The following is a 22,248-nucleotide window of genomic DNA, read 5'->3' as shown; positions in this document are numbered from 1 at the left end:
GATCTCTCCGGGCCGGGTGGCGCGGATATGAGTCAGCCGCTCGTAATCTGTCGGCCCCGCTGCGGTCACGGACAGCGTCGTGTCGCTCAAGATCCGGCCCCGTTCAGCAGATCCTCCACCTCGGCGGTCGTCGGCATGGCGTCGGCGCAGGCCAGGCGGGCCGCGACGAAGGCGCCGGCCGCGTTGGCGAAGCGCAGGGTGCGCTCCAGCGGCCAGCCGCGCAGCAGCCCGAGGCAGATGGCTCCGCCGAACGCGTCTCCCGCGCCGATCCCGTTGACCACCTTCACCTCCATGGGCTCCACCAGTGCGCTCTCCTCAGAGGTACGCGCGAAAACCCCTTCGGGGCCCATTTTCACGATCGCGACGCGTACGCCGGCGTCCAGCAGCGCCTGCGCGGCCGCCTCAGGATCGCGGACGCCGACCGCGACCTCGACCTCCTCCAGGTTGCCCACCGCCACGTTGACCCGCGGCAGCACCCGGCGTGCCGCCTCGTGGGCGGCCTCGCGCGACTCCCACAGCGTGGCCCGGTAGTCGAGGTCGAACACCGTCCATCCGGAGGTGCGCGCCGACAGCGCGGCGGCGTGGGCGGCGGCGCTCGGCTCCTGGCTCAGCCCGGTCAGGGAGAACCAGAACAGCTCGGTCGCGCGGATCGCGTCGAGGTCGAGCATGTCAGGGGAGATCTGCAGGTCGGGCGGATGCTCACCGCGATAGAAGTAGATGGGGAAGTGATCGGGCGGGAAGATCTCGCAGAACGTCACGGGCGTCGGACGGCCTTCGACGGTGTGCACGAAGGCGTCGTCCACGCCGAAGCCGCGGATGGCTCGGCGCACGTAGTCTCCGAACGGATCCGCTCCGACTCCGGTGATCACCGCCGGTCTGAGCCCGTGGCGGGCCGCGGCGACGGCGACGTTCGTGGGGCTGCCGCCGAGGAACTTCCCGAAGGTCTCGACGTCGGCGAGGCCGACGCCGGTCTGGAGCGGATAGACGTCGACGCCGCTGCGCCCGAACGTGATCAAGTCGTACAACGCACCTCCAGAGGGGCCGAGCTGTGGGGGGCCACTATGGCATATTGTCATGACATTCGGATGTCCGCTATGTTGCCTGATGTCCCCAACCTGGGGGCTTAATGGGTAGGTCTTTACGTCATATGTATGTCATGACATATTTGACCTTCTGGCTTCCTCCCCAAAAGCACACGTCGGAGGGTTTGCATGGCTCTGCGGAAACGGTCGGTAGGTGTGGTCGCGGTCATCGCCGCAGCCGGTCTGGGGCTCGCCGCCTGCGGCCAGTCGTCGTCTGGGGGAGGCGGTGACACGATCGAGCTTTCGATCGCCCAGAACGCCATCCAGGGCGGCAAGAACGAGGCGGCGGCGAAGTTCATCGCCGACTGGGTCATCCCCAAGTTCCAGGATGCCCAGAAGGCCAAGGGCAAGGACGTCACGGTCAAGTTCGTTCCCAGCGGCGTCGACGACGAGCAGTACAAGACCAAGCTCTCCCTGGACCTCAAGTCCGGCAAGGGCGCGGACGTGATCGACATCGACAGCATCTGGGCCGGCGAGTTCGCCGAGGCCGGCTACATCAAGCCGCTGTCGGAGGTGGCCGGGGCCGAGGCAGACAGCTGGGACGGCTGGTCGCAGATCCCCGAGGCGGTACAGGGGATGGCCCAGTTCAACGGCAAGCGGTACGCCCTGCCCGTCGGCACCGACGGCCGCGTCCTCTACTTCAACAAGACCCTGTTCGCCAAGGCGGGGCTGCCCGCCGACTGGCAGCCGAAGAGCTGGCAGGAGGTCCTCGACGCCGGCACGAAGCTCAAGTCGTCCGGCGTGCCCGTGCCGATCCAGATCAACGCCGGCACCGCGATGGGCGAGGCCACCTCCATGCAGGGCGTGCTGCCGCTGCTCGCCGGCGCGGGCGGACAGGTGCAGCAGGACGGCAAGTGGAGCGGCGCCTCCCAGCCGCTCAAGGACGCGCTCGGCCTCTACCAGAAGATCTACGGCGGCGGCCTCGGCGACCCCAAGCTCCAGCAGGAGGCCAAGGGCCGCGACAAGTCGTTCCAGCAGTTCGCCGACGGCAAGATCGGCATCCTGATGGAGGGCGACTACTTCTGGCGCGGCGTGGTCAACCCCAAGACGGGCGTGGCCAAGATGGCCGACCGCGACCAGGTCGTCGGCTACGCCATGATCCCGGCCATGGAGCCCGGCAAGGGCATCCGCGGCCAGGACTTCGTCAGCATGTCCGGTGGCGCGCTGCGTACGGTCAACCCCAACACCAAGCACCCGAAGGAGGCCTTCGAGCTGCTGACCTTCATGCTCTCGCCGGAGGCGCTGAAGGAGGAGACCAAGGACGGCAACGTGCGCATCACGCCGCGCGCCGACGTCAACAAGGAGATCCTCGCCGGTGAGCCGCTGCTGAGCTTCGTCTCGGAGAAGGTGCTGCCGGTGACGGCCTACCGGCCGCCGGTCGCCGCCTACCCGCAGGTGTCGGTGGCGCTGCAGGAGGCGACCGCCGCGGTCGTCGGCGGAACCGCCCCCGACCAGGCGGCGGCCGACTACCAGAAGAAGCTCGAAGGAATCGTCGGTGGCGCAGGCAACATCGCCTCCTGAGACGCGGACGGAGGACGAGGCCCAGGCCCCCCGCTACAGCTCTGACGCGGCGGGCCTGGGCAAGGCGCGGGCCGGGATCTTCGCGGCGCCGGCCCTGCTGCTCATCGCGGTCTTCCTCGTCTTCCCCGCTCTCTGGGTGCTCTATCTCGGACTGACCAACTACCGCCTGACCGGCACCGCGGCCGCCGAGCCGCAGTTCGTCGGCCTGGACAACCTGCTCGACGCGGTCTCCAACCCCACGTTCTGGAGCTCTACCTGGCTGACCGTGCAGTTCGTGCTCGGCTCGGCCGTCATCGGGCAGGTCGGGCTCGGCTTCGCCATCGCCTGGCTGCTGCGCGACCGGCGCGGCCCGCTCAAGCGCGTGGTGGAGGGCCTGGTCATCCTGGCCTGGATCCTGCCCAGCGCGATCGTGTCGTTCCTGTGGGTGGCGCTGCTCGACCGCGACGGCGGCACGCTCAACGCGCTGCTCGGGCTGCCCGGCTTCGCCTGGCTGCTCGACCATCCGATGCTGTCGATCATCGTGTTCAACACGTGGCGCGGCACGGCCTTCTCGATGATGTTGTACGGCGCCGCCCTCGGCAACGTGCCCCCCTCCCACCTGGAGAGCGCCCGCCTGGCCGGCGCGTCCGGCTGGCAGCAGCTCAGGGACGTGGTCTTCCCGCACATCAGAGGCCACATCCTGACGAACCTGCTGCTGATCAGCCTGTGGACGTTCAACGACTTCACCCCGTTCCTGCTCACCGCGGGCGGCCCTGACGGCAAGTCCGAAGTGCTGGCCGTGCACGTGTACAAGGTGGCGCTGCAGAGCGGTGAACTCGGCTACGGCGCCGCCGTCTCCACGATCATCCTGCTGATCAACCTGGTCGTGGCGGTGTTCTACCTGCGGCTGCTGCGGAGCAAGAAATGACGCGTTTCGTCCTGGGCCGGATCGGGTTCTACACGCTGATCGCGGTGCTGCTGGCCTTCTTCACCGTGCCGCTGCTGTGGCTGGTGACGGCGCCGTTCACCTCCGACCCCACGTACGAGGTGCGGGTGCCGGACTTCACCTGGGACAACTTCACCGCGGTGCTGGAGCACCCGTACGCGCTGCCGTCGCTGTGGAACTCGGTCGTGCTTTCGGCCGGCACCGCCGTGCTCGTCGTGATCTTCGCGGCGCTGGCCGCGTACGCGCTCAGCCGGGTGCGGCTGCCGGGCCGCGACGCGCTGCTGTACGCGTTGCTGCTGCTGTCGTCGATCATCACCGGGACGGCGGCCATGGTGCCGCTGTTCCAGCTCGCGGTGGAGCTGAACCTGATCGACTCCCAGTTCGGGCTGATCCTCATCCTCACCGGCGGGCTGCTGCCGGCGGCGATCTTCATGCTCAAGGACTTCATGGACTCCACACCGAAGTCGTACGAGGAGTCGGCCCGGGTGTTCGGGGCCTCGCCGCTGCAGATCGTGCGGGACGTGGTGGTGCCGCTGGTGCGGCCCGGCCTCGCGACCATCGCCGTCTGGGCCGTGGCCAACGTGTGGGGCAACTTCCTGATGCCGTACCTGCTGCTGAGCGACGTGGAAAAGCAGCCGGCCGCGGTGATCACGTACACGCTCTACACCGAGGGCGGGCAGGCCAACCTCAGCATGCTGTCCACCTTCGGGCTGCTCTACTCGATCCCGGTGGTGCTCATGTACCTGTTCGTCAGCAAGAAGTACGGCTTCCGCTTCCACGGAGGGATCAAGCGTTAATGGCCGCCATCGAACTACGCGGGCTGACCAAGGTCTACCCCGGCGGGGTCAGAGCGCTCGACGCGCTCGACCTGGTCATCCCCGACGGCGAGTTCTTCGCCCTGCTCGGCCCCTCCGGCTGCGGCAAGACCACGCTGCTGCGCACGATCGCCGGCCTGGAGACCGCCACCGGCGGCGCCGTGGTCATCGGCGACCGGGACGTGACGGGGGTGCAGCCGGGCGCCAGGGACGTGGCCATGGTGTTCCAGGACTACGCGCTCTTTCCGCACATGGACGTCACGGACAACATCGCCTACCCGCTGCGGATCAAGAAGGTCTCCAAGAACGACCGCCGCGACAAGGCCGCCGAGGTGGGAGCGCGGCTCGGGCTCGAACACCTCATGGACCGGCGCCCCGGGCAGTTGTCCGGCGGCCAGCAGCAGCGGGTGGCGCTGGCCCGCGTGATGGCCACGCAGGCGCAGGCGTTCCTGTTCGACGAGCCGCTGTCCAACCTGGACGCGCGGCTGCGGCTGGAGGCGCGCACGTTCCTCAAGAAACTGCAGCGGGAGCTGGGCGTCACCACCGTCTTCGTCACCCACGACCAGGCCGAGGCCCTGGCCATGGCCGACCGGATGGCGGTCATGGAATCGGGGCACATCCGGCAGATCGGCACGCCGGCCGAGGTGTTCCAGCGGCCGGCCAACACCTTCGTGGCGAGCTTCATCGGCTCCACGCCGATGAACCTCCTGGACGGCGTCGTACGAGGTGACACGCTGGAGGTGGCGGGCTGCAAGGTCGCGGTCCCGGCCTCGGCGGAGGGCCGGCTGTCCGACGGAGGGAAGATCGTGTACGGCGTGCGTCCCGAGTACATGACGTACTCGGCCGAGCCCGCTGACGGAGCGCTGGGCGGGAAGGTGTCCATCGTGGAGAACCTGGGCGCCTCCCACCTGGTGACCCTCGACGTCAACGACGTGAACGTGCAGGCCGTCGTCCCTGAGGGCAGCGAGCCCGCCGTGGGCGACGACGGCTACGCGGTGCCCAGGCGCGACCGCGCCCTCGTCTACCTGGACGGAGAACTGGTGTGAGAGGCCACTGGACGCTGGACGACCGGCTGGAGCGCATCCTGCGCGAGGTGCCGTTCGAGGTGCCGGCCGGGACCGCCTCCGTGCACGTGAAGCTGTCCTACGACAGGTCGCAAGGCGTGCTCGACCTCGGCTGCGACGCGCCGGACGGCTACCGCGGCTGGTCGGGCGGCGCCCGCGACGAGTACACGATCACCCGCGACTGGGCCACCCCCGGCTACCTGCCGGGCGAGCCCGAGGCGGGCACGTGGCACGTCTGGCTGCGCCTGCACCGGATCCCGCCGCAGGGGCTGGACTACACGCTGGAGATCACGACCGAGCGCGTCGCCCCGCCCGAGCCCGTGGCCGAGGAGCCGCCGCACGGCGAGCGCCCGCCCCGCAGGGACATCCCCGCCGTGGACGGCCTGCGCTGGTACGCCGGCGACTTCCACGCCCACACCCTGCACAGCGACGGCAGCCTGACCATCCCCGAGCTGGCCGAGCTGGCCCACGGACGCGGCCTCGACTTCCTGGCCGTCACCGACCACAACACGGTCAGCCACCACCCCTGGCTGGCCAAGACCGGCCGCGACATCACGCTCATCCCCGGCCAGGAGGTCACCACCGACCGCGGCCACGCCAACGTGTTCGGCGACGTCGGCTGGGTCGACTTCCGCAAGGCCCCCGACTCCTGGCTCGCCCACGCCGAGCGTGCGGGCGGCCTCATGTCGATCAACCATCCGCTCGGCGGCGACTGCGCCTGGCTGCAGCCGCTCGAACGCCGCCCCCCGATCGCCGAGGTGTGGCACTCCGGCTGGTGGGACCGCCGCTGGGGCGCCCCGCTGGCCTGGGCCGACGCCTGGCGCGACGACCTGATCGTGATCGGCGGCAGCGACTTTCACAAGCACGGCAACGACGGCCTGCCCGGCGCGCCCACGACCTGGGTGCTGGCCGAGGACACCGGTGCCGTGCTCGACGGCGTACGGGCCGGGCGCACCGCCGTCTCCGCGGGCCCCGACGCGCCGCTGCTGCTCAGGCTGGGCGACGAACTGCTCGCGCTCGACGCCGACGGCCTGGTGCTGGTGCGCCCCGACGGAACCCGGCAGGTGGTGCGCGGCGACCGCGTGCTGCTGCCGGCGACCGGCGGACGGCACCGGCTGGAAACCTACGAGAACGAGGTGATCGCCCTATGCGCGTGAGGAAAATCGCCAACGCCCCCGTGAGCTTCGGCGTCTTCGAGCTGAGCGACGCGCCGCCGCCGCTCACCCCCGACGAGATGGTCCGCGCGCTGGCCGACGCCGGCTACGAGGGCATCGACTCGGGCCCCATCGGCTACCTGGGCACCGGCTCCGAGCTGACCGACCGGCTGGCGGGCGCCGGGCTGCTGCTGGCCGGCGGCTGGGTGGACCTGCGTTACGAGGACGCGGACGCGTACGCGAGCGGGCTGCCCGCGCTGGAGGCGGCGCTAGACGTGTTCGCCGCCGCCCCGGCGGGAGACCTGCCGCCGCGGCCCACGCTGGCCTGCTCCAGCTCGGCCGAGCGCTTCGCCCGGCCCGGCGGGAGCGTTCCAGGACTGCCCGCCTCCGACTGGCCCGCCTACGCCGCCCGCATCCAGGAGGCCACCGACCGGTGCAGGGAGCGCGGGTTCGAGCCCGCCTTCCATCACCACCTCGGCACGTACGTCGAGACGCCGCAGGACGTCGAACGCCTGCTGGAGCTGACCGACGCGCACCTCTGCCTCGACACCGGCCACCTGCTGCTGGCCGGGGGAGACCCGGTCGAGTGCCTGCGCGCCTGGGCGGGCCGGGTCGATCACGTGCACATCAAGGACGGCGACACGAAGATCCTGGCCCAGGCCCTGGCCGACGGCGTGGACCTGCGCGAGCTCATGGGCCGCGGCGGGTTCGCCCGGCTCGGCGAGGGCGAGCTGGACCTGCCCGCCGTGGTGCGGACGCTGGACGAGATCGACTACGAGGGCTGGATCATCATCGAGCAGGACACCCTGCCCGGCCGCCGCTCGGTCGCCCAGAACATCGCCGACCAGACGGCCAACCGTCAGATGCTGAAGGACTTGGGACTTTGAGAATCGCGCTTGTGGGTTGCGGGGCCGTCACCCAGGCGGTCTACGTGCCGCTGCTGTCGCGGCGGCGTGACCTGTTCGAGGTGAGCGCCGTCTGCGACCTGTCGCGCACGCTCGCCGACGCCGTGGGCGACCGGCTGGGCGCCGCCGGACGATACACGTCGGTGGACGACCTGCTCGCCGCCGGCGGCTTCGATGCCGTCGTCGTGCTGGCTTCAGGCTCGCACGGCGAGACCGTCAGGAAGGCGCTGGCCGCCGGCTACGCCGTGCTCTGCGAGAAGCCGCTCGCGCTGACCAGGGCCGAGGTGGCCGCACTGCCCGAAGGGCGGCTGATGGTCGGCTACATGAAGCAGTACGATCCCGCCGTACGCCGGGCCGAGGAGGCGCTGGCCGCGCTCGGCGGCCCCGAGGCGATCCGCGCGGTCGAGGTCACCGTGCTGCACCCGAGCGGGGAGTCGCAGCTCGCCTTCGCGAACCTGACCCAGGCCCGCGACGTCGATCCCGGCCTGCTCGCCTCCCTGCGGGCGGCCGAGCACGATCTGGTGTCGAAGGCGCTCGGCGAGGCGGCCCCCGAACCGGTCAGGAACCTGTACGGGGTGGCGCTCGGCTCCATCTGCCACGATCTGTCGCTCCTGCGCCGGTTCACCGGCTCGCCTCAGGAGATCTCGTACGTCGAGACGTGGGGCGCCGCCCCCGGCTCCATCGAGATCTCGGGGCCGCTGCCGGTCCGGGGCAGGTTCTCCCTGCGCTGGCACTATCTGGAGGACTATCCCGCCTACCGCGAGACCGTGGCGATCCACCACGATCGTGGCTCGCTCGAACTGGTCTTCCCCTCGCCGTACCTGATGAACGCGCCGACCACGCTGACCGTGGTGTCCGACGCGGAGAGCCGGGCACATTGGCGCGAAGTGACTGAGGCGTTCGAAGTACAGCTCGCGGCCTTTCATGCTTACGTGAACGATGGCAAGCCGCCCCTCACCGACGCGGGCGGCGGGCTCGAGGACATCGTCACGGCGCAGCGGATCGCGGCCCGCTACGCCCTGCAGCATGATCTGCCCATTGGAGGGGAGGCAGCGTGAGCAAGGAGATCGTCGTCGTACCGCACACGCACTGGGACCGGGAGTGGTACGAACCCTTCCAGCGCTTCCGGCTGCGCCTGGTCGCGCTGCTGGACGAGGTGCTCGACACGATGGAACGCGAGCCCGCCTACCACTTCACCCTCGACGGGCAGCTCGCCTGCGTGGACGACTACCTGGAGGTGCGCCCGGAGAACCGTGACCGCCTGGCCGCCCTGGTGGAGTCGGGGCGGCTGGCCGTGGGGCCGTGGCAGATCCTGCTCGACGAGTTCCTGTGCTCGGGCGAGAACATCATCCGCAACCTGGAGCTGGGCATGGCCAGGGCGGACAAGCTCGGCGGCGCCATGCCGGTCGGCTACCTGCCGGACATGTTCGGCCACACCGCCCAGATGCCGCAGATTCTGCGTAAGGCCGGGCTGCTGCACGCCTGCGTCTACCGCGGTGTCCCGTCCTCCGTCACCACCGACGCCTTCGCCTGGGTCGCCCCCGACGGCACCGCGCTGCGCACCCAGTACCTTCCCGCGGGCGGCTACGGCAACGGCGCCCACCTGTTCTCCGACACCGAGGGGCTGAAGGAGCGGGCGGCGTCCTTCGTCACGACCATGCGCGAATGGCACGGTCCCGAGGGCTCGCTGCTCGCCATGTACGGCACCGACCACTCCGCGCCCGTACGCGGGCTGCCGGACATGGTCACCGCCATCGACGCCCGCATGGACACCCTGTCCGGCTACATCGGCGCGTACAGCGGCGACGTCGAGGGCCTGCCCGAGGTGCACGGCGAGTTGCGCTCCCACGCCAGGGCCAACATCCTGCCCGGCGTCATCTCCATCCGCGCCCACGTCAAGCAGGCCATGGGCCGGGCCGAGCGGATGGTCGAGCGCTACGCCGAGCCGCTGGCCGCCCTCTGGGGAGAGGAGTGGCCAGGCCGCTTCCTCGACATGGCGTGGTGGCGGCTGGTGGACGCCAGCGGCCACGACTCCGTGACCGGCTGCGGCGTCGACGAGACCGCCCAGCAGGTCGCCGCCCGCATCGCCGAGGCCGAGCACCTCGGCCAGGCCGTGCGCGACATGGTGACCGCCCGGCTCGCGCGCTCCGTCCCGTCCGACGCGGCACTCGTCGTCAACCCGACGCCGGCCGCCCGGCAGGGCGTCGTCGTCGTGGACGTGGCGGGCACCGACCCGCTGATCGACCCGGCCGGCCGGCCCGTGCCCACGCAGCCGCTGGAGTACGCCGCCACGCTGCTGCTCGACGAGACCATGGACCCCGCCACGGCGCTGACCTTCGTCCACGGCACCGAGCTGTACGGGCAGCAGATCACCCGCTGGTCGGTCAAGGACGGGACGCTCACGTTCACAGTGGCGCGCGAGACGTCCGAGATCGTCGACATGGACGAACTGCGCCGCTCCATCGACGGCGTGACCCGCGTCCGCATCGAGGCCGAGCCCCGGCGCACGGTAGCGGCCCTGGTCGGGGTCCCCCCGCTCGGCCACACGAGCGTCCGCCCCGCCCCCCGCGACCAGGTCTACGGCCCGCCCAGCGCCCCCGAGGGCCGCAGCCTGCGCGAGCACCACCCGGCCTGCTGGCTCAGCTCCGACTCCGCGCCCCTGCCGGTGCGCGGCGACGAGGAGGTGCTGGACAACGGCCTGCTCCGGGTCATGATCGCCCGCGACGGCACGCTGACCCTGGTCGGCGAGGACGGCACCACCGTCACCGGCGCCGGACGCATCGTCAACCGCGGCGACGTGGGCGACACCTACAACTACGCGCCCCCGCTGGCCGACCAGGAGGTGACGGAGGCGGAGTTGGTCGAGATCGAGTCGATCATCGCCGGGCCGCTGATCGCCGCGGTCAACGTCAAGCGCGTCTACAACTGGCCCGCCTCGGCGGAGAAGTCGCAGGAAAGCCCGGAGATCCCCGCCATCACGCGCAGCTCCAGGCTTGAGGAGATCGTCGTCAACACCCGCGTCGAACTGCGCGCCGGCGAGCCGTTCGTGCGCCTGCGGGTCGAGTTCGACAACCGCTGCGACGACCACCGCGTACGCCTGCACATCCCCCTGCCGGAGAAGGCGGCCGAGTCGCACGCCGAAGGGCAGTTCGCGGTCGTCACCCGTGGCCTCACCTCCGAGGGCGGCTGCGGCGAGGAGCCGCTGCCCACCTTCCCCGCCTCCTCCTGGGTGGCCGCGGGCGGCGTGGCCGCGCTGCTGGAGCACGTGACCGAGTACGAGGTGATCGACGGGGGCACGGAGCTGGCCCTGACGCTGCTCCGCTCGGTCGGCTACCTGTCCCGCAACCGCAACGTCCTGCGCCCCGAGCCGGCCGGGCCCCAGCTGCCGACCCCCGCCGCCCAGTCCCGCGGGCTGCGCACGGTGGAGCTGGCGCTGATGCCGTACGGACGTTCGTGGGAGGAGGTCGTGCCCGCGGCCGAGTCCTTCCGGCACGACCTGCTCGTGGTGCCGGGCCAGGGCGAGCCGTTCCTGCCGCTGCCCGAGATGGGGACCGGGATCTCGGTGACGGGCCACGGCGTGACGATGACCTCGCTGCGCGAGCGCGACGGCTGGCACGAGCTCCGCGTCGTCGCCCTCACCCCGAACCCCACCGAGGCCGTCATCTGCGGCGACCTGGTGGCCGCCCGGCACGCGGACCTGCGCGGCCGCCCCGGCGACCCCGTCGAGATCACGGACGGGGAGGTGCGGCTGCCGCTGGACGCCTGGGAGATCGCGACCATCCAGTTCCGTAAACTCTGAGTAATGAATCGAACGCACGTACTAATGTAGCCACATGATTACGGCGCGTCGATCTGTGACGCCACAACACGAGGGCATCAACAAGATCCTGACTCTGGATCTGGACCATACCCGGCAGTTACTCCTGGCTCTGTTCGACCTGCCGATCGCGAAGTCGGGCGCGGCACGTCTCGCCTCGCCCGACCTCTCGGAGGCCGACCCCGGCGTCTGCCGCGCCGACGGCGCCATCCTGTACGGAGAGAAGAAGGGCGACAGGCTCGGCGTCATCGTCGAGACGCAGCGCGCGGAGGACGAGACCAAGCGCTATGCGTGGCTGGAATACATCGCGAACATGAGGGCCCGAGAGAGATGCCCGGCCTGCCTGGTCGTCATCTGCCCCAAGGGCAAGGTCGCGAAGTGGGCGAGCGGCGACATCCCCACCGGCCATCCGGGGCTCGTCCTGAAGCCCCTGGTCATCCACGAAGGCAACACGCCGGTGATCACGGACGCCCGCCAGGCGGCGGAGAACATCGGGCTGGCGGTCGTCTCGGTCGTCACGCAGAGCGAGCATCCGCGATTCAACGACATCACCGCCGCGGTACAAGCGGCACTGGACACCATCGATCGAGAGACCGCTTATCGGTACGCTCGATACATCAGCCTGTCACTGGAAGGTGACTCTCAGGAAGAATGGGGCCGAGGTATGCGCACGAAGACCTATCCCTACCAGGGCGTATACGCCGAATGCCTCGTCGCCGAGGGTGAGGTAAAGGGGGAGGTAAAAGGTGAAGCGAAGTCGGTGCTCAAGGTTCTCGACATGCGGGGGCTCGTAGTGTCCGACGAAGTGCGCGAGCGCGTCATGGACTGTCTCGACGAGGCCATCCTCGATGGCTGGCTCCAGCGGGCCCTCAAGGTCGACTCGGCAGAGGAGCTCTTCCTCTGAGCGGGACAAAGGGAGATCGCGATATACGTGCGATGACTTATCCCTACCAGGGCGCATACGCCGAAAGCCTCCTCGCGGAGGGTAGGGCCGAAGGTAGGGCCGAGAGCAGAGCCTTGGGTATGGCGGAGGCGCTTCTCAAGTTCCTCGACATACAGGGGATCGCCGTGCCCGAGGAGGCGCGGGAGCGCGTCCTGGGTTGTCGTGACGAGGCGGTCCTGGATGACTGGCTCGGACGGTCCGTTACGGCCAAATCGGTGGAGGACGTCTTCGGTTAGCCGAGTCGGCTGACATCACAGCCGGATGGAGGACGGAGAAGGGGCCGTCCTCCAGGCGGATCCGCTTCTAGCGGGTGCCCCACGAGTACGTCTGCTTGCGTAGTTTCAGGTACACGAACGACTCGGTGGCGCGTACGGCCGGGATGGCGCGGATCTTGCTGAGGATCTCCAGCAGATGCCCGTCGCCCTCGCACACCACCTCGACGATCACGTCGAACGACCCGGCGGTGAGCACCACGTAGTCGATCTCGTCGATGGCCGACAGCTCGTCCGCCACCGACTCCAGGTCGCCCTCGCAGTTGACGCCGATCATGGCCTGGCGGGGGAAGCCCAGGGTGAGCGGGTCGGTGACGGCCACGATCTGCATCACGCCGGCGTCCTGCAGTCGCTGGACGCGCTGGCGGACGGCGGCCTCCGACAGGCCCACCGCCTTCCCGATCGCCGCGTACGGCATCCGCCCGTCGTTCTGCAGTTGCTCGATGATCTGCTTGGACAGGTCGTCGAGCACGACGGTGCCGGTGCTGGCGCTGTTTCTGCGTACGCGCGGCGGCGTCGTCATCGAGAGGATTCCTCCTACTGGTCCGGCGTTACGCGGGCGTTCCCGCTGGGTTGCCGTCCTGGTGCGACATGTTGTCAGTTCTCCGTGGTCTGTCAAGCGAATTCGTAGCAATTTGATATCTTCGCCACGAAATCCCTTGTCCGGATGCTGTCGCTCTGTCAGAGTCGCGGCATCTCAGCCACCTCATCAGGAGGGCGCATGACACCCCGTCTGCAGAACTTCATCAACGGTGAGTTCGTGGACGCCAAGAGCGGCCGGTTCTCCGACATCATCGATCCGTGCACGGGGGAGGCCTACGTCCAGGCTCCTGTCTCCGGGCCCGAGGACATCGACAGCGCCTACGCCGCCGCGGCGGCCGCGTTCGTGGCGTGGGGCGGGACCACCCCGGGTGAGCGGGCCAACCTGCTGCTCAAGGTGGCCGACGCGATCGACGCGCGAGCCGATGAGATCAACGAGGCCGAGTGCCGCAACACCGGCAAGCCACGCGCTCGCATGGCCGAGGACGAGACTCCGATCGCCGCCGACCACTTCCGCTTCTTCGCGGGCGCGGCGCGTACGCTGGAGGGCCCCACGGCCGGCGAGTTCCTGGCCGAGCACACCAGCGTGATCAGGCACGAGCCGATCGGCGTCATCGGCCAGGTCACGCCGTGGAACTACCCGATGATGATGGCGGTCTGGAAGATCGCCCCCGCGCTGGCGGCGGGCAACACGATCGTGCTCAAGCCGTCCGACACCACGCCCGTCTCCACGCTGAAGCTGGCCGAGATCATCGGCGAGGTGCTGCCGGCGGGCGTGTTCAACGTCGTCACCGGCGACCGCGAGACCGGCGCCCTGGTCGTGAGCCACCCGACGGCCGCGATGGTGGCCATCACGGGCTCGGTCGGCGCGGGCATGTCGGTCGCCAAGAGCGCCGCCGACGACCTCAAGCGGGTGCACCTGGAGCTCGGCGGCAAGGCGCCGGTCGTGGTGTTCGAGGACGTCAAGGACCTGGGCCGGGCCGCCGCCGACATCGCCACCGCCGGCCTCTACAACGCCGGCCAGGACTGCACGGCCGCCTGCCGGGTGCTCGTGCAGGAGAGCGTGCACGACGAGTTCGTGGCCGCGCTCACCGAGGCCGCGGCCGGTACGGTCACCGGCGGCCTGGACGACGAGGACGCGCTCTACGGCCCGCTCAACAACGAGAGCCAGCTCGCCAAGGTGCAGGGCTTCATCGAGCGGGTCCCCGCGCACGCCAAGGTTCTCACCGGCGGTCACCGCGTGGGCGACAAGGGCTACTTCTTCGCCCCGACCATCGTCGACGGCCTGCGCCAGGACGACGAAATGGTGCAGAACGAGGTCTTCGGCCCCGTGATCACCGTCCAGACGTTCACCGACGAGGCCGACGCACTGGCCAAGGCCAACGACGTGAAGTACGGCCTGAGCGGCTCGGTGTGGACCTCCGACCACGGCCGCGCGATGCGCATGTCGAACCGGCTCGAATTCGGCGTGGTGTGGGTCAACACCCACATCCCGTTCGTCTCGGAGATGCCGCACGGCGGCTTCAAGCACTCCGGGTACGGCAAGGACCTGTCGGTGTTCGGCCTGCACGACTACACCCGGGTGAAGCACGTCATGCACTACATCGGCGAATAAAAAAGGAAAAATCCTGGGATGACCGAGCTGAGCGCGATCGAGCTTGAAGACGTCGCCAAGGAGTACCACTCGCATGGCGAGGTCGTCCAGGCGGTCAAGGGCGTGAGCCTGGACATTCCCGAGGGGGAGTTCTTCTCCCTCCTCGGGCCGTCCGGTTGCGGCAAGACCACGACCATGCGGATGATCGCCGGCTTCGAGGCGCCGTCGAAGGGCCTGATCCGCCTGCTCGGCCAGGACGTCACGAACGTCCCGCCGAACAAGCGCGACGTCAACATGGTCTTCCAGTCCTACGCGCTCTTCCCGCACATGAGCGTCTGGGACAACCTCGCCTTCGGGCTCAAGCAGCGCAAGACGCCACAGGAGGAGGTCAAGCGGAGGGTCGGCGAGATGCTGGAGATCGTCGACCTGGCCGGCCGGGAGAAGCGCATGCCGCGCCAGATGTCCGGCGGCCAGCAGCAGCGCGTGGCCCTGGCCAGGGCGCTGGTCAACCGGCCGCGGGCGCTCCTGCTCGACGAGCCGCTCGGGGCGCTCGACCTCAAGCTGCGCCAGGCCATGCAGATCGAGCTCAAACGCATCCAGCGCGAGGTCGGCATCACCTTCGTCTACGTCACGCACGACCAGAGCGAGGCGCTGACCATGAGCGACCGGATCGCCGTCATGAACGACGGCCTGGTCGAGCAGCTTGGCGGGCCGCACGAGATCTACGAGCGGCCCGCGACCGCCTTCGTGGCCGGCTTCATCGGCACCTCCAACCTGCTCACCGGCTCCGCGACCGCCGGTGAGCTGAAGGTCGCGGGCGGCCGGGTGCTGGTGCCCGGTCACGACGGCGACGTGACGGTGACCGTACGGCCGGAGAAGATCACCATCGGTACCGAGGAGCCCGCGCGCGGATCGAGCGCCGTGCGCGGAACGGTGGCCGAAGTCGTCTATCTGGGCACCTACAACAGCTACGCCGTGCGTCTCGCCGACGGGGCCGAGATGACGGTTTTCCAGCAGAACGCGCATGACGCGACGGCGACGGCGGAGCGGGGCGACTCCGTGTGGCTGTCGTGGCAGGCGCAGCACTCGTACGTGATTGGAAGTTGACACCACCTCATGAACCCCTTCATGCGTGGAATGACGCAGCCCCGCACCCGTCGTGACGTCTTCAGGCTGGCCGGCTTCTCCGCCGCCGGTCTCGCCCTGGCCGCCTGTGGCGTGCAGGGGCAGAAGGTGGCGCCGCCCAAGGCCGACGCCGTGGCGGACTACTGGTCCAAGCAGACCAAGAACGGCAAGGTCGTCTTCGCCAACTGGCCCGAGTACATGCCGGAGGACAAGGGACCGCTGGAGCGGTTCAAGAAGGACACCGGCATCTCCTACGAGTACAAAGAGGTCATCCAGGAGAACGCCGAGTTCTTCGGCAAGGCCGACCCCGTGCTGCGGGCCGGGCAGTCGCTGGGCTACGACATCGTGGTCATGACCAACGGCATCCAGCTCCAGCACATGATCGAGCTGGGCTACGTGGTGGCGCTCGATCAGTCGAAGCTGCCGAACTTCCAGGCCAACGCCGGGCAGAAGTACAAGGAGCGGGCCTACGACCCCGGGAACAAGTACACGGTTCCGTACACCTCGGGGGTGACCGGGATCGCGTACAACACCGAGTACGTCAAAGAGGACATCACCAGCATCGAGTCGCTGTTCGACGCCAAGTACAAGGGGCGGGTCGGGATGATGTCCGACGCCCAGGAGATCGGCAACTTCGGCATGATCGCGCTGGGCATCGATCCGGAGAAGTCGACCGAGGCCGACTGGAAGAAGGCCGGCGAGAAGCTCAAGGCGCAACGCGACGCCGGAATTGTCCGGAAATATTATGATCAGTCGTATATTGATGCGGTGTCCAAGGGTGACATCTGGCTGAGCATGGCCTGGTCGGGCGACGTCTTCCAGCGCCAGCTCGCCGGCGAGCCGGTCAAGTTCATCGTGCCGGAAGAGGGTGGCACGATCTGGACCGACAACATGCTGATCCCCAAGGGCGCGGCCAACCCGGTGGACGCCCTCATGCTGATGGACTACCTCTACCAGCCGGCCGTGGCCGCCGAGCTCGACGAGTTCATCCAGTTCGTCACGCCCGTCCCGGCCGTGCAGGACCTGCTGCGGGAGAAGGCGAAGACGGCCAAGGGCGCGGACAAGAAGGCCCTGGAGGACATGGTGGACAGCCCGCTCATGTTCCCCACCGAGGCCGATTACGCCAAGCTGCGCTCCTACACCCAGCTCACCACCCAGCAGGAGCAGGTGTTCAACCCGATCTTCCAGTCCATCACCCAGGCCTAGCGCGATGCGGCGGCTCACCCCCTACCTGCTCGCGCTGCCGAGCTGGATGTGGCTGGCGATCTTCCTGGTCGTGCCCATGGCCGCGATGGCGTCGGTGTCGCTGCAGACCGGCAACGCCATCGACGGCTATGCCATGACCTTCAGCTTCTCCAACTACGCCGACGCGATCGGCACCTACAGCCCCCAGTTGCTGCGCTCGCTGCTCTACGGCGGGCTCGCCACGGTGGCCATGCTGGTCATCGGGTATCCGGTGGCGTACTGGATCGCGTTCAAGGCGGGTCACCGCAAGTCCGTCTACCTCTTCCTGCTCCTGCTGCCGTTCTTCGTCTCGTTCGTGCTGCGCACGATCTCGTGGAACTTCCTGCTGTCGGACAACGGCATCCTGTTCGGCACGCTGAAGGACTGGGGGCTGCTGCCGGCCGACTTCCACGTGCTGGCCACCACGTTCGCCGTGGTCGGCGGGCTGACGTACAACTTCCTGCCGTTCATGATCCTGCCGATCTACGTGGCGCTCGAACGGGTGGACCCGAGGGTCGTGGAGGCGGCGCAGGACCTGTACGCGACCCGGGCGGCGGCCTTCCGCCGGGTGGTGCTGCCGCTGTCGCTGCCGGGCGTGTTCGCCGGGGTGCTGATGACGTTCGTGCCCGCGACGGCCGACCCGATCAACGCGGCCATCCTCGGCGGCACCTCCAACACGATGATCGGCAACATCATCCAGACCGAGTACCTGACCAACCTCGACTACCCGACCGCCTCGGCGCTGTCGTTCACGCTCATGGCGGTGCTGCTGGTCGGCATCTTCGTCTACGCCCGGGCGCTCGGCACCGAGAACGTCCTTGAGGCGGCGGCCCGATGAGGGGCGCGCGGTTCGGCGACCGCCTGCTGCACCTCTACACCTGGCTGGTCATCCTCTGGCTGTCGTCGCCGATCGCCGTGATGATCCTGTTCGGGTTCAACGACAAGCGCAGCAAGTCCAACACCACCTGGCAGGGCTTCACCCTGCGCTGGTACGGCGAGTTGTTCGACATCCCCGACCTGACCGTGGCGCTGCGCAACACCCTGGTCATCGCCCTGGTCAGCACGGTCATCACGGTCGTGATCGGCACGATGCTGGGCCTGGCGCTCGGCCGGCACCGCTTCCGCGGCAAGGGCGTGACGAACTTCCTCGTCTTCGCCGCCATCTCCACGCCCGAGCTGGTCATGGGCGCCTCGCTGCTGTCGCTGTTCGTCTCCGGCAACGTGCCGCGCGACGCCAACACGATCATCGTCTCCCACGTGCTGTTCTCGCTGTCGTTCGTGGTCGTCACCGTACGGGCCAGGGTCGTCACGCTGGACCCGTCGCTGGAGGAGGCGGCCAGGGACCTGGGGGCGACGGCCTGGGGCACGTTCCGGCAGGTGACGCTGCCGGCGGTCATGCCGGGCGTGCTGGCGGGCGCGATGTTGTCGTTCGCGCTGTCCGTGGACGACTACGTGGTGACCAGCTTCGTCAACGGCTCGACCGTGACGTTCCCGCTGTGGATCGTCGGCGCGGTCAAGACCGGCATCCCGGCGCAGGTCAACGTCATGGGTACGCTGATCTTCGGCATCGGCGTGCTGATCGCGATCGCCAACGCGGTCGCCGCCCGCCGCCGCACCTGACAACGAGGGATGTGGGATTTCGTGGATCCGCTGAAGGCGCTTGCTGACGCGGAGCGCAAGCCGTACTGGCTGGACAGCCCGGCCAGACCCGAGCCCAGGCCGCGGCTCACCGGCGGCACCACCGCCGACCTGGTCGTGGTCGGCGGCGGCTTCTCCGGGCTGTGGACCGCCCTGATGGCCAAGGAACGCGACCCCTCGCTCGACGTCGTCCTGCTCGAAGGCCGCAGGATCGGCTGGGCGGCCACCGGCCGCAACGGCGGGTTCTGCATGGCGACGCTCACCCACGGCCTGGCCAACGGGCTGGAGCGGTGGCCGGAGGAGATCGACCGGCTCGAACGCATGGGCGTGGAGAACCTCGACGAGATCGAGCGCACTCTTGAGCGCTACGGCGTGGACTGCTCGTTCGAGCGCACCGGCGAGTTGCACGTGGCCACCGAGCCGTGGCAGGTCGAGAGCCTGAACGAGCACCTCGACCTGATCTCCGAGCTGGGGCTCGACTACGTGCCGATGGACCGCGAGCAGGTGCGGGCCGAGGTGAACTCGCCGACCTACCTGGCCGGGCTCTGGGAGCGCAGCGGCTGCGCCATGCTCGACCCGGCCCGGCTGGCCTGGGGGCTGCGCGAGGCGTGCCTGCGGCTCGGCGTCCGCGTCCACGAGCGCACCCCCGTCCGCTCGATGCGCGACGACGGCGCCACGATCAGCCTGCGCACGCCGTACGGCGTGGTGACCGCCCGCCAGGTGGCGCTGGGCACCGGCGTGTTCCCGCCGCTGCTGCGCCGGCTGCGCCACTTCATGGTCCCCGTGTACGACTACGCGCTGATGACCGAGCCGCTGACCGCCGCCCAGCTCGCCTCGGTGGGCTGGCACAACCGGCAGGGCGTCGGCGACTCGGGCAACCGCTTCCACTACTACCGGCTGAGCGACGACAACCGCATCCTGTGGGGCGGCTACGACGCCGTCTACTACAACGGCGGCCTGGTCAAGGCCGAGTACGAGCAGCGCGACGAGACGTTCGTCAAGCTCGCCGGCCATTTCTACGACACCTTTCCGCAGCTCGCCGACGTGCGCTTCACCCACAGGTGGGGCGGCGTGATCGACACCTGCAGCCGGTTCAGCGCCTTCTACGGGCAGGCGCACGGCGGCCGGCTCGTCTACGCCGCCGGCTACACGGGCATGGGCGTCGGAGCCACCCGGTTCGGCGCGAACGTCATGCTCGACCTGCTGTCGGGCGAGCCCACCGAGCGGACGGAGCTGCGGATGGTTCGGGAGAAGCCGATCCCGTTCCCGCCCGAGCCGGTGCGCTCGGGGGTCATCCAGTTCACCCGCTGGTCGATCGCCCAGGCCGACCAGCACGAGGGCAGGCGCAACCTGTGGCTGCGCACCCTCGACCGGATGGGCCTCGGGTTCGACTCGTAGCACACTGGTGCGCATGAGAGTTGAGTTCAACGCCGACGGCCTCACGCTGGCCGGGGACCTGCGGGTGCCCGGCGGGCAGGGGCCGTGGCCGGGGCTGGTGTTCACCGGGCCGTTCACCGGGGTGCGCGACCAGGTGACCGGGCTCTACGCGGCCAGGCTCGCCGAGCGCGGCTACGCCACGCTGGCCTTCGACCACCGCAACTGGGGCGAGTCGGGCGGGCAGCCGCGCCGGCACGAGGACCCCCAGGGCAAGCTGCACGACCTGCGGGGGGCGGTGTCGTTCCTGCGCTCGCGGCCCGAGGTGGACGCCGGGCGGATCGGGGTGGTCGGCATCTGTCTCGGCGGCGGCTACGCGCTCAAGTTCGCCGCCTTCGATCCTCGCGTACGGGTCTTCGCCGGGATCGCCGGGGCGTACAACAACCCGTACGCGATGCGGTCCGGCATGGACTACCAGGAGGCGCTGGCGTCCCTGACCGAGGTGCTTGAGCGGCAGGATCGCGGCGGGCCGGTCGAGTACGTGCCTGCCGTGGCGGAGCAGGGAGAAGCCGCGATGCCGGGCGACGAGCCGTACGCGTACTACGGCAGCGAGCGCGGCGCCTCGCCGCTCTGGGCGAACGAGGTGACCAGGGCCAGCGTGCTTGAGCTGCTCACGATGGACAACATGATGGGCGGTGATTTCCTGTCGCCGAAGCCGGCGCTGATCGTGCACGGGGTGGTGGACCGGTTCTGCTCGCCGGAGGGGGCCGAGGAGGTGTTCAAGCGGCTCGACCAGCCGAAGCGGATCGTCTGGGTGGACGCCCAGCGGCACATCGACCTCTACGACCGCGAGCCGTACGTCGGGCAGGCTGTCGAGGCGACCGCGAGCTTCCTGGACGAGCACCTCTGAGCCTCCGGTCGGCAAGGCCGGGCTGAACATCTGACCAGGAAAGCCCCTGGTCGGATGGGGCCGGCCGCCTGGCCGGGCATCATCCGGATGACCCCCGTCGAGGTCACGGGGGTTCGCGCGTGCGTAGAGAGTGGCTGTGGCTCCGGCCGGGCCCAGTGATTGGGCTGCTGGTGGCTTGCGTGCTGGTGACGGCGGGGTGCGGGCGGGAGCGGGCGCCGGTGGTGCCCGTCGCGGTGCGGGCGCCGGTCAAGGTCGCCCGATGTCTGCTGAAATTTCCTGACGAAGTGGCCGGGGTGGTGGCGCGCGCCCGGCTCGAACGCGACATCGCCCGATACGTGAGCGGCCGTCCGGGGCGGATCGTCTACGGCGCGCTCGACCTGGTGAGCGGGGTCAGGGTGGGCCAGGGTGAGCACGAGCACGACCTGATCACCGCCAGCGGCGCCAAGGTGGACATCCTCGCGGCCCTGCTGTCGCGCAACGTGGGCCGGCTCGGCGAGGGAGAGCGCGAGCTGGCCACCCGCATGATCACGGAGAGCGACAACAGCGCCGCCGACGCGCTCTGGTCGCGGGTGGGCGCGGGCGGCGGGATGAGCGAGTTCTACCGCAGGATCGGGCTCAGGGAGACCACGCCGGGGCCGAGCAAATACTGGGGCGGCACCACCACCAGCCCCGCCGACCGCATCCGCCTGCTGAAGGTGCTGATCAAGGGAGGCAGAGGGCTGACGGCCGCCGACCGGCGGACGGTGCTCGGCCTCATGGAACGAGTGCAGCGGGACCAGGCGTGGGGGGTCAGCGCCGCCGCCAGGGCGGGGGACCGGGTGGCGCTGAAGAACGGGTGGACGCCGCGGCCGTTCATCCACAACACGTGGGCCGTGACGAGTTACGGGCGGGTGGCGGGGCCGGGGCGGGACCTGCTGCTGTCGGTGCAGACGGATCGGCAGCCGGGAGAGGGGACGGGGATCCAGACCATCGAGGGCATCGCCCGCCGCATCGGCGCCCGCCTCGACGACCTCTCCCCGACGATCACCCGCCCCTGCCCGACCAACCCCACCGCCTGACCTCACCGTCCGTCGCGGCCGCCGCCGCCCACGCCCGATGCCTGGGCCTGCCGTTCGAGCCCGCCTCCGTAGGGCTCATCGGTGGCCGCCGGCCAGCACCTCCTCGGGGATCACCTTCGGCACGCCGACGAGCCCGGCCAGCGACAGCAGCGCCACCACGGCCAGCAGCGCCGCCGTCACGTACGACGTCAGGTGCATGCCCTCGATGAAGGCCGCCTGAGCCGCCCGGACGAGTTGCCGGAACTGCTCGGCCACGCCGATCCGGCGGCGGCGCAGGGGGCGATGAA

General features: G+C 69.6%; 20 protein-coding genes and 1 pseudogene. 18 read left to right on the top strand and 3 right to left on the bottom strand.

What is annotated here, in order from left to right; translation table 11 throughout:
• Positions 1 to 86 precede the first annotated feature (86 nt).
• On the bottom strand, positions 87 to 1,025 hold the full coding sequence (gene iolC, locus ABFX54_RS50775) for a 5-dehydro-2-deoxygluconokinase (protein WP_346114417.1): 939 nt from the start codon (positions 1,023 to 1,025) through the stop codon (positions 87 to 89).
• Positions 1,026 to 1,211: 186 nt separating this feature from the next.
• Here iolC and ABFX54_RS50770 point away from each other — a divergent pair, with 186 nt between their 5' ends.
• From ABFX54_RS50770 to ABFX54_RS50725, 10 genes are read left to right on the top strand one after another with little or no spacing between them, the layout of a single operon-like run.
• On the top strand, positions 1,212 to 2,603 hold the full coding sequence (locus ABFX54_RS50770) for an extracellular solute-binding protein (RefSeq protein WP_346114416.1): 1,392 nt from the start codon (positions 1,212 to 1,214) through the stop codon (positions 2,601 to 2,603).
• Positions 2,578 to 3,510, top strand: coding sequence for a carbohydrate ABC transporter permease (locus ABFX54_RS50765; RefSeq protein WP_346114414.1), 933 nt, complete (start codon positions 2,578 to 2,580; stop codon positions 3,508 to 3,510). Before ABFX54_RS50770 ends, ABFX54_RS50765 begins: the two co-directional genes overlap by 26 nt.
• Complete coding sequence (locus ABFX54_RS50760; protein ID WP_346114413.1) at positions 3,507 to 4,325, top strand: carbohydrate ABC transporter permease; 819 nt, start codon at positions 3,507 to 3,509, stop codon at positions 4,323 to 4,325. The genes ABFX54_RS50765 and ABFX54_RS50760 overlap by 4 nt, the downstream gene beginning before the upstream one ends.
• Positions 4,325 to 5,389 carry an ABC transporter ATP-binding protein gene (locus ABFX54_RS50755; protein ID WP_346114412.1) on the top strand — a complete coding sequence of 355 codons (1,065 nt, stop codon included), beginning with the start codon at positions 4,325 to 4,327 and terminating at the stop codon, positions 5,387 to 5,389. The genes ABFX54_RS50760 and ABFX54_RS50755 overlap by 1 nt, the downstream gene beginning before the upstream one ends.
• Entirely contained in the window at positions 5,386 to 6,564 is a 1,179-nt protein-coding gene (locus ABFX54_RS50750) for a CehA/McbA family metallohydrolase (RefSeq protein ID WP_346114411.1), read from the top strand. The genes ABFX54_RS50755 and ABFX54_RS50750 overlap by 4 nt, the downstream gene beginning before the upstream one ends.
• Entirely contained in the window at positions 6,555 to 7,448 is an 894-nt protein-coding gene (locus ABFX54_RS50745; RefSeq protein WP_346114410.1) for a TIM barrel protein, read from the top strand. Before ABFX54_RS50750 ends, ABFX54_RS50745 begins: the two co-directional genes overlap by 10 nt.
• On the top strand, positions 7,445 to 8,524 hold the full coding sequence (locus ABFX54_RS50740) for a Gfo/Idh/MocA family protein (RefSeq protein WP_346114409.1): 1,080 nt from the start codon (positions 7,445 to 7,447) through the stop codon (positions 8,522 to 8,524). The genes ABFX54_RS50745 and ABFX54_RS50740 overlap by 4 nt, the downstream gene beginning before the upstream one ends.
• Positions 8,521 to 11,265, top strand: coding sequence for a glycoside hydrolase family 38 N-terminal domain-containing protein (locus ABFX54_RS50735; RefSeq protein WP_346114408.1), 2,745 nt, complete (start codon positions 8,521 to 8,523; stop codon positions 11,263 to 11,265). Before ABFX54_RS50740 ends, ABFX54_RS50735 begins: the two co-directional genes overlap by 4 nt.
• Positions 11,266 to 11,299: 34 nt before the next feature.
• Positions 11,300 to 12,187 carry a hypothetical protein gene (locus ABFX54_RS50730; RefSeq protein WP_346114407.1) on the top strand — a complete coding sequence of 296 codons (888 nt, stop codon included), beginning with the start codon at positions 11,300 to 11,302 and terminating at the stop codon, positions 12,185 to 12,187.
• A 32-nt stretch (positions 12,188 to 12,219) separates the two neighbouring features.
• Positions 12,220 to 12,462 (top strand): hypothetical protein, encoded by a 243-nt coding sequence (locus tag ABFX54_RS50725; protein ID WP_346114406.1) that lies wholly within the window; start codon positions 12,220 to 12,222, stop codon positions 12,460 to 12,462.
• 67 nt (positions 12,463 to 12,529) lie between these two features.
• Here the strand turns inward: ABFX54_RS50725 and ABFX54_RS50720 are convergent, their stop codons facing one another.
• Entirely contained in the window at positions 12,530 to 13,021 is a 492-nt protein-coding gene (locus tag ABFX54_RS50720) for an Lrp/AsnC family transcriptional regulator (protein WP_106252021.1), read from the bottom strand.
• Between the two features lie 198 nt (positions 13,022 to 13,219).
• Between ABFX54_RS50720 and ABFX54_RS50715 the strand changes: the two genes are divergently transcribed.
• The 8 genes from ABFX54_RS50715 to ABFX54_RS50680 all read left to right on the top strand — a co-directional run bounded on the left by ABFX54_RS50715 (position 13,220) and on the right by ABFX54_RS50680 (position 21,961).
• Positions 13,220 to 14,653 (top strand): gamma-aminobutyraldehyde dehydrogenase, encoded by a 1,434-nt coding sequence (locus tag ABFX54_RS50715; protein ID WP_346114405.1) that lies wholly within the window; start codon positions 13,220 to 13,222, stop codon positions 14,651 to 14,653.
• Positions 14,654 to 14,671: 18 nt separating this feature from the next.
• Positions 14,672 to 15,739, top strand: a complete 1,068-nt coding sequence (locus tag ABFX54_RS50710; protein WP_346114404.1) for an ABC transporter ATP-binding protein — start codon at positions 14,672 to 14,674, stop codon at positions 15,737 to 15,739.
• 30 nt (positions 15,740 to 15,769) lie between these two features.
• Complete coding sequence (locus tag ABFX54_RS50705; protein ID WP_346114403.1) at positions 15,770 to 16,963, top strand: polyamine ABC transporter substrate-binding protein; 1,194 nt, start codon at positions 15,770 to 15,772, stop codon at positions 16,961 to 16,963.
• Between the two features lie 4 nt (positions 16,964 to 16,967).
• Complete coding sequence (locus tag ABFX54_RS50700) at positions 16,968 to 17,819, top strand: ABC transporter permease (RefSeq protein ID WP_346114402.1); 852 nt, start codon at positions 16,968 to 16,970, stop codon at positions 17,817 to 17,819.
• Entirely contained in the window at positions 17,816 to 18,601 is a 786-nt protein-coding gene (locus ABFX54_RS50695; protein ID WP_346114401.1) for an ABC transporter permease, read from the top strand. Before ABFX54_RS50700 ends, ABFX54_RS50695 begins: the two co-directional genes overlap by 4 nt.
• 21 nt (positions 18,602 to 18,622) lie before the next feature.
• Positions 18,623 to 20,017 carry an NAD(P)/FAD-dependent oxidoreductase gene (locus ABFX54_RS50690; RefSeq protein ID WP_346114400.1) on the top strand — a complete coding sequence of 465 codons (1,395 nt, stop codon included), beginning with the start codon at positions 18,623 to 18,625 and terminating at the stop codon, positions 20,015 to 20,017.
• Between the two features lie 13 nt (positions 20,018 to 20,030).
• Positions 20,031 to 20,903: an alpha/beta hydrolase gene (locus tag ABFX54_RS50685; RefSeq protein ID WP_346114399.1), complete on the top strand. Its 873-nt coding sequence runs from the start codon at positions 20,031 to 20,033 to the stop codon at positions 20,901 to 20,903.
• Between the two features lie 179 nt (positions 20,904 to 21,082).
• Positions 21,083 to 21,961: a serine hydrolase gene (locus tag ABFX54_RS50680; protein WP_346114398.1), complete on the top strand. Its 879-nt coding sequence runs from the start codon at positions 21,083 to 21,085 to the stop codon at positions 21,959 to 21,961.
• A 75-nt stretch (positions 21,962 to 22,036) separates the two neighbouring features.
• Here ABFX54_RS50680 and ABFX54_RS50675 read toward each other — a convergent pair.
• Positions 22,037 to 22,248, bottom strand: a pseudogene (locus ABFX54_RS50675) (hypothetical protein); the annotation flags it as partial.

Source organism: Nonomuraea maheshkhaliensis (assembly GCF_039529435.1).
In the GTDB taxonomy this organism is placed as follows: Bacteria; Actinomycetota; Actinomycetes; order Streptosporangiales; family Streptosporangiaceae; genus Nonomuraea; species Nonomuraea maheshkhaliensis.
This window is presented reverse-complemented; position numbering and strand designations above follow the sequence as displayed.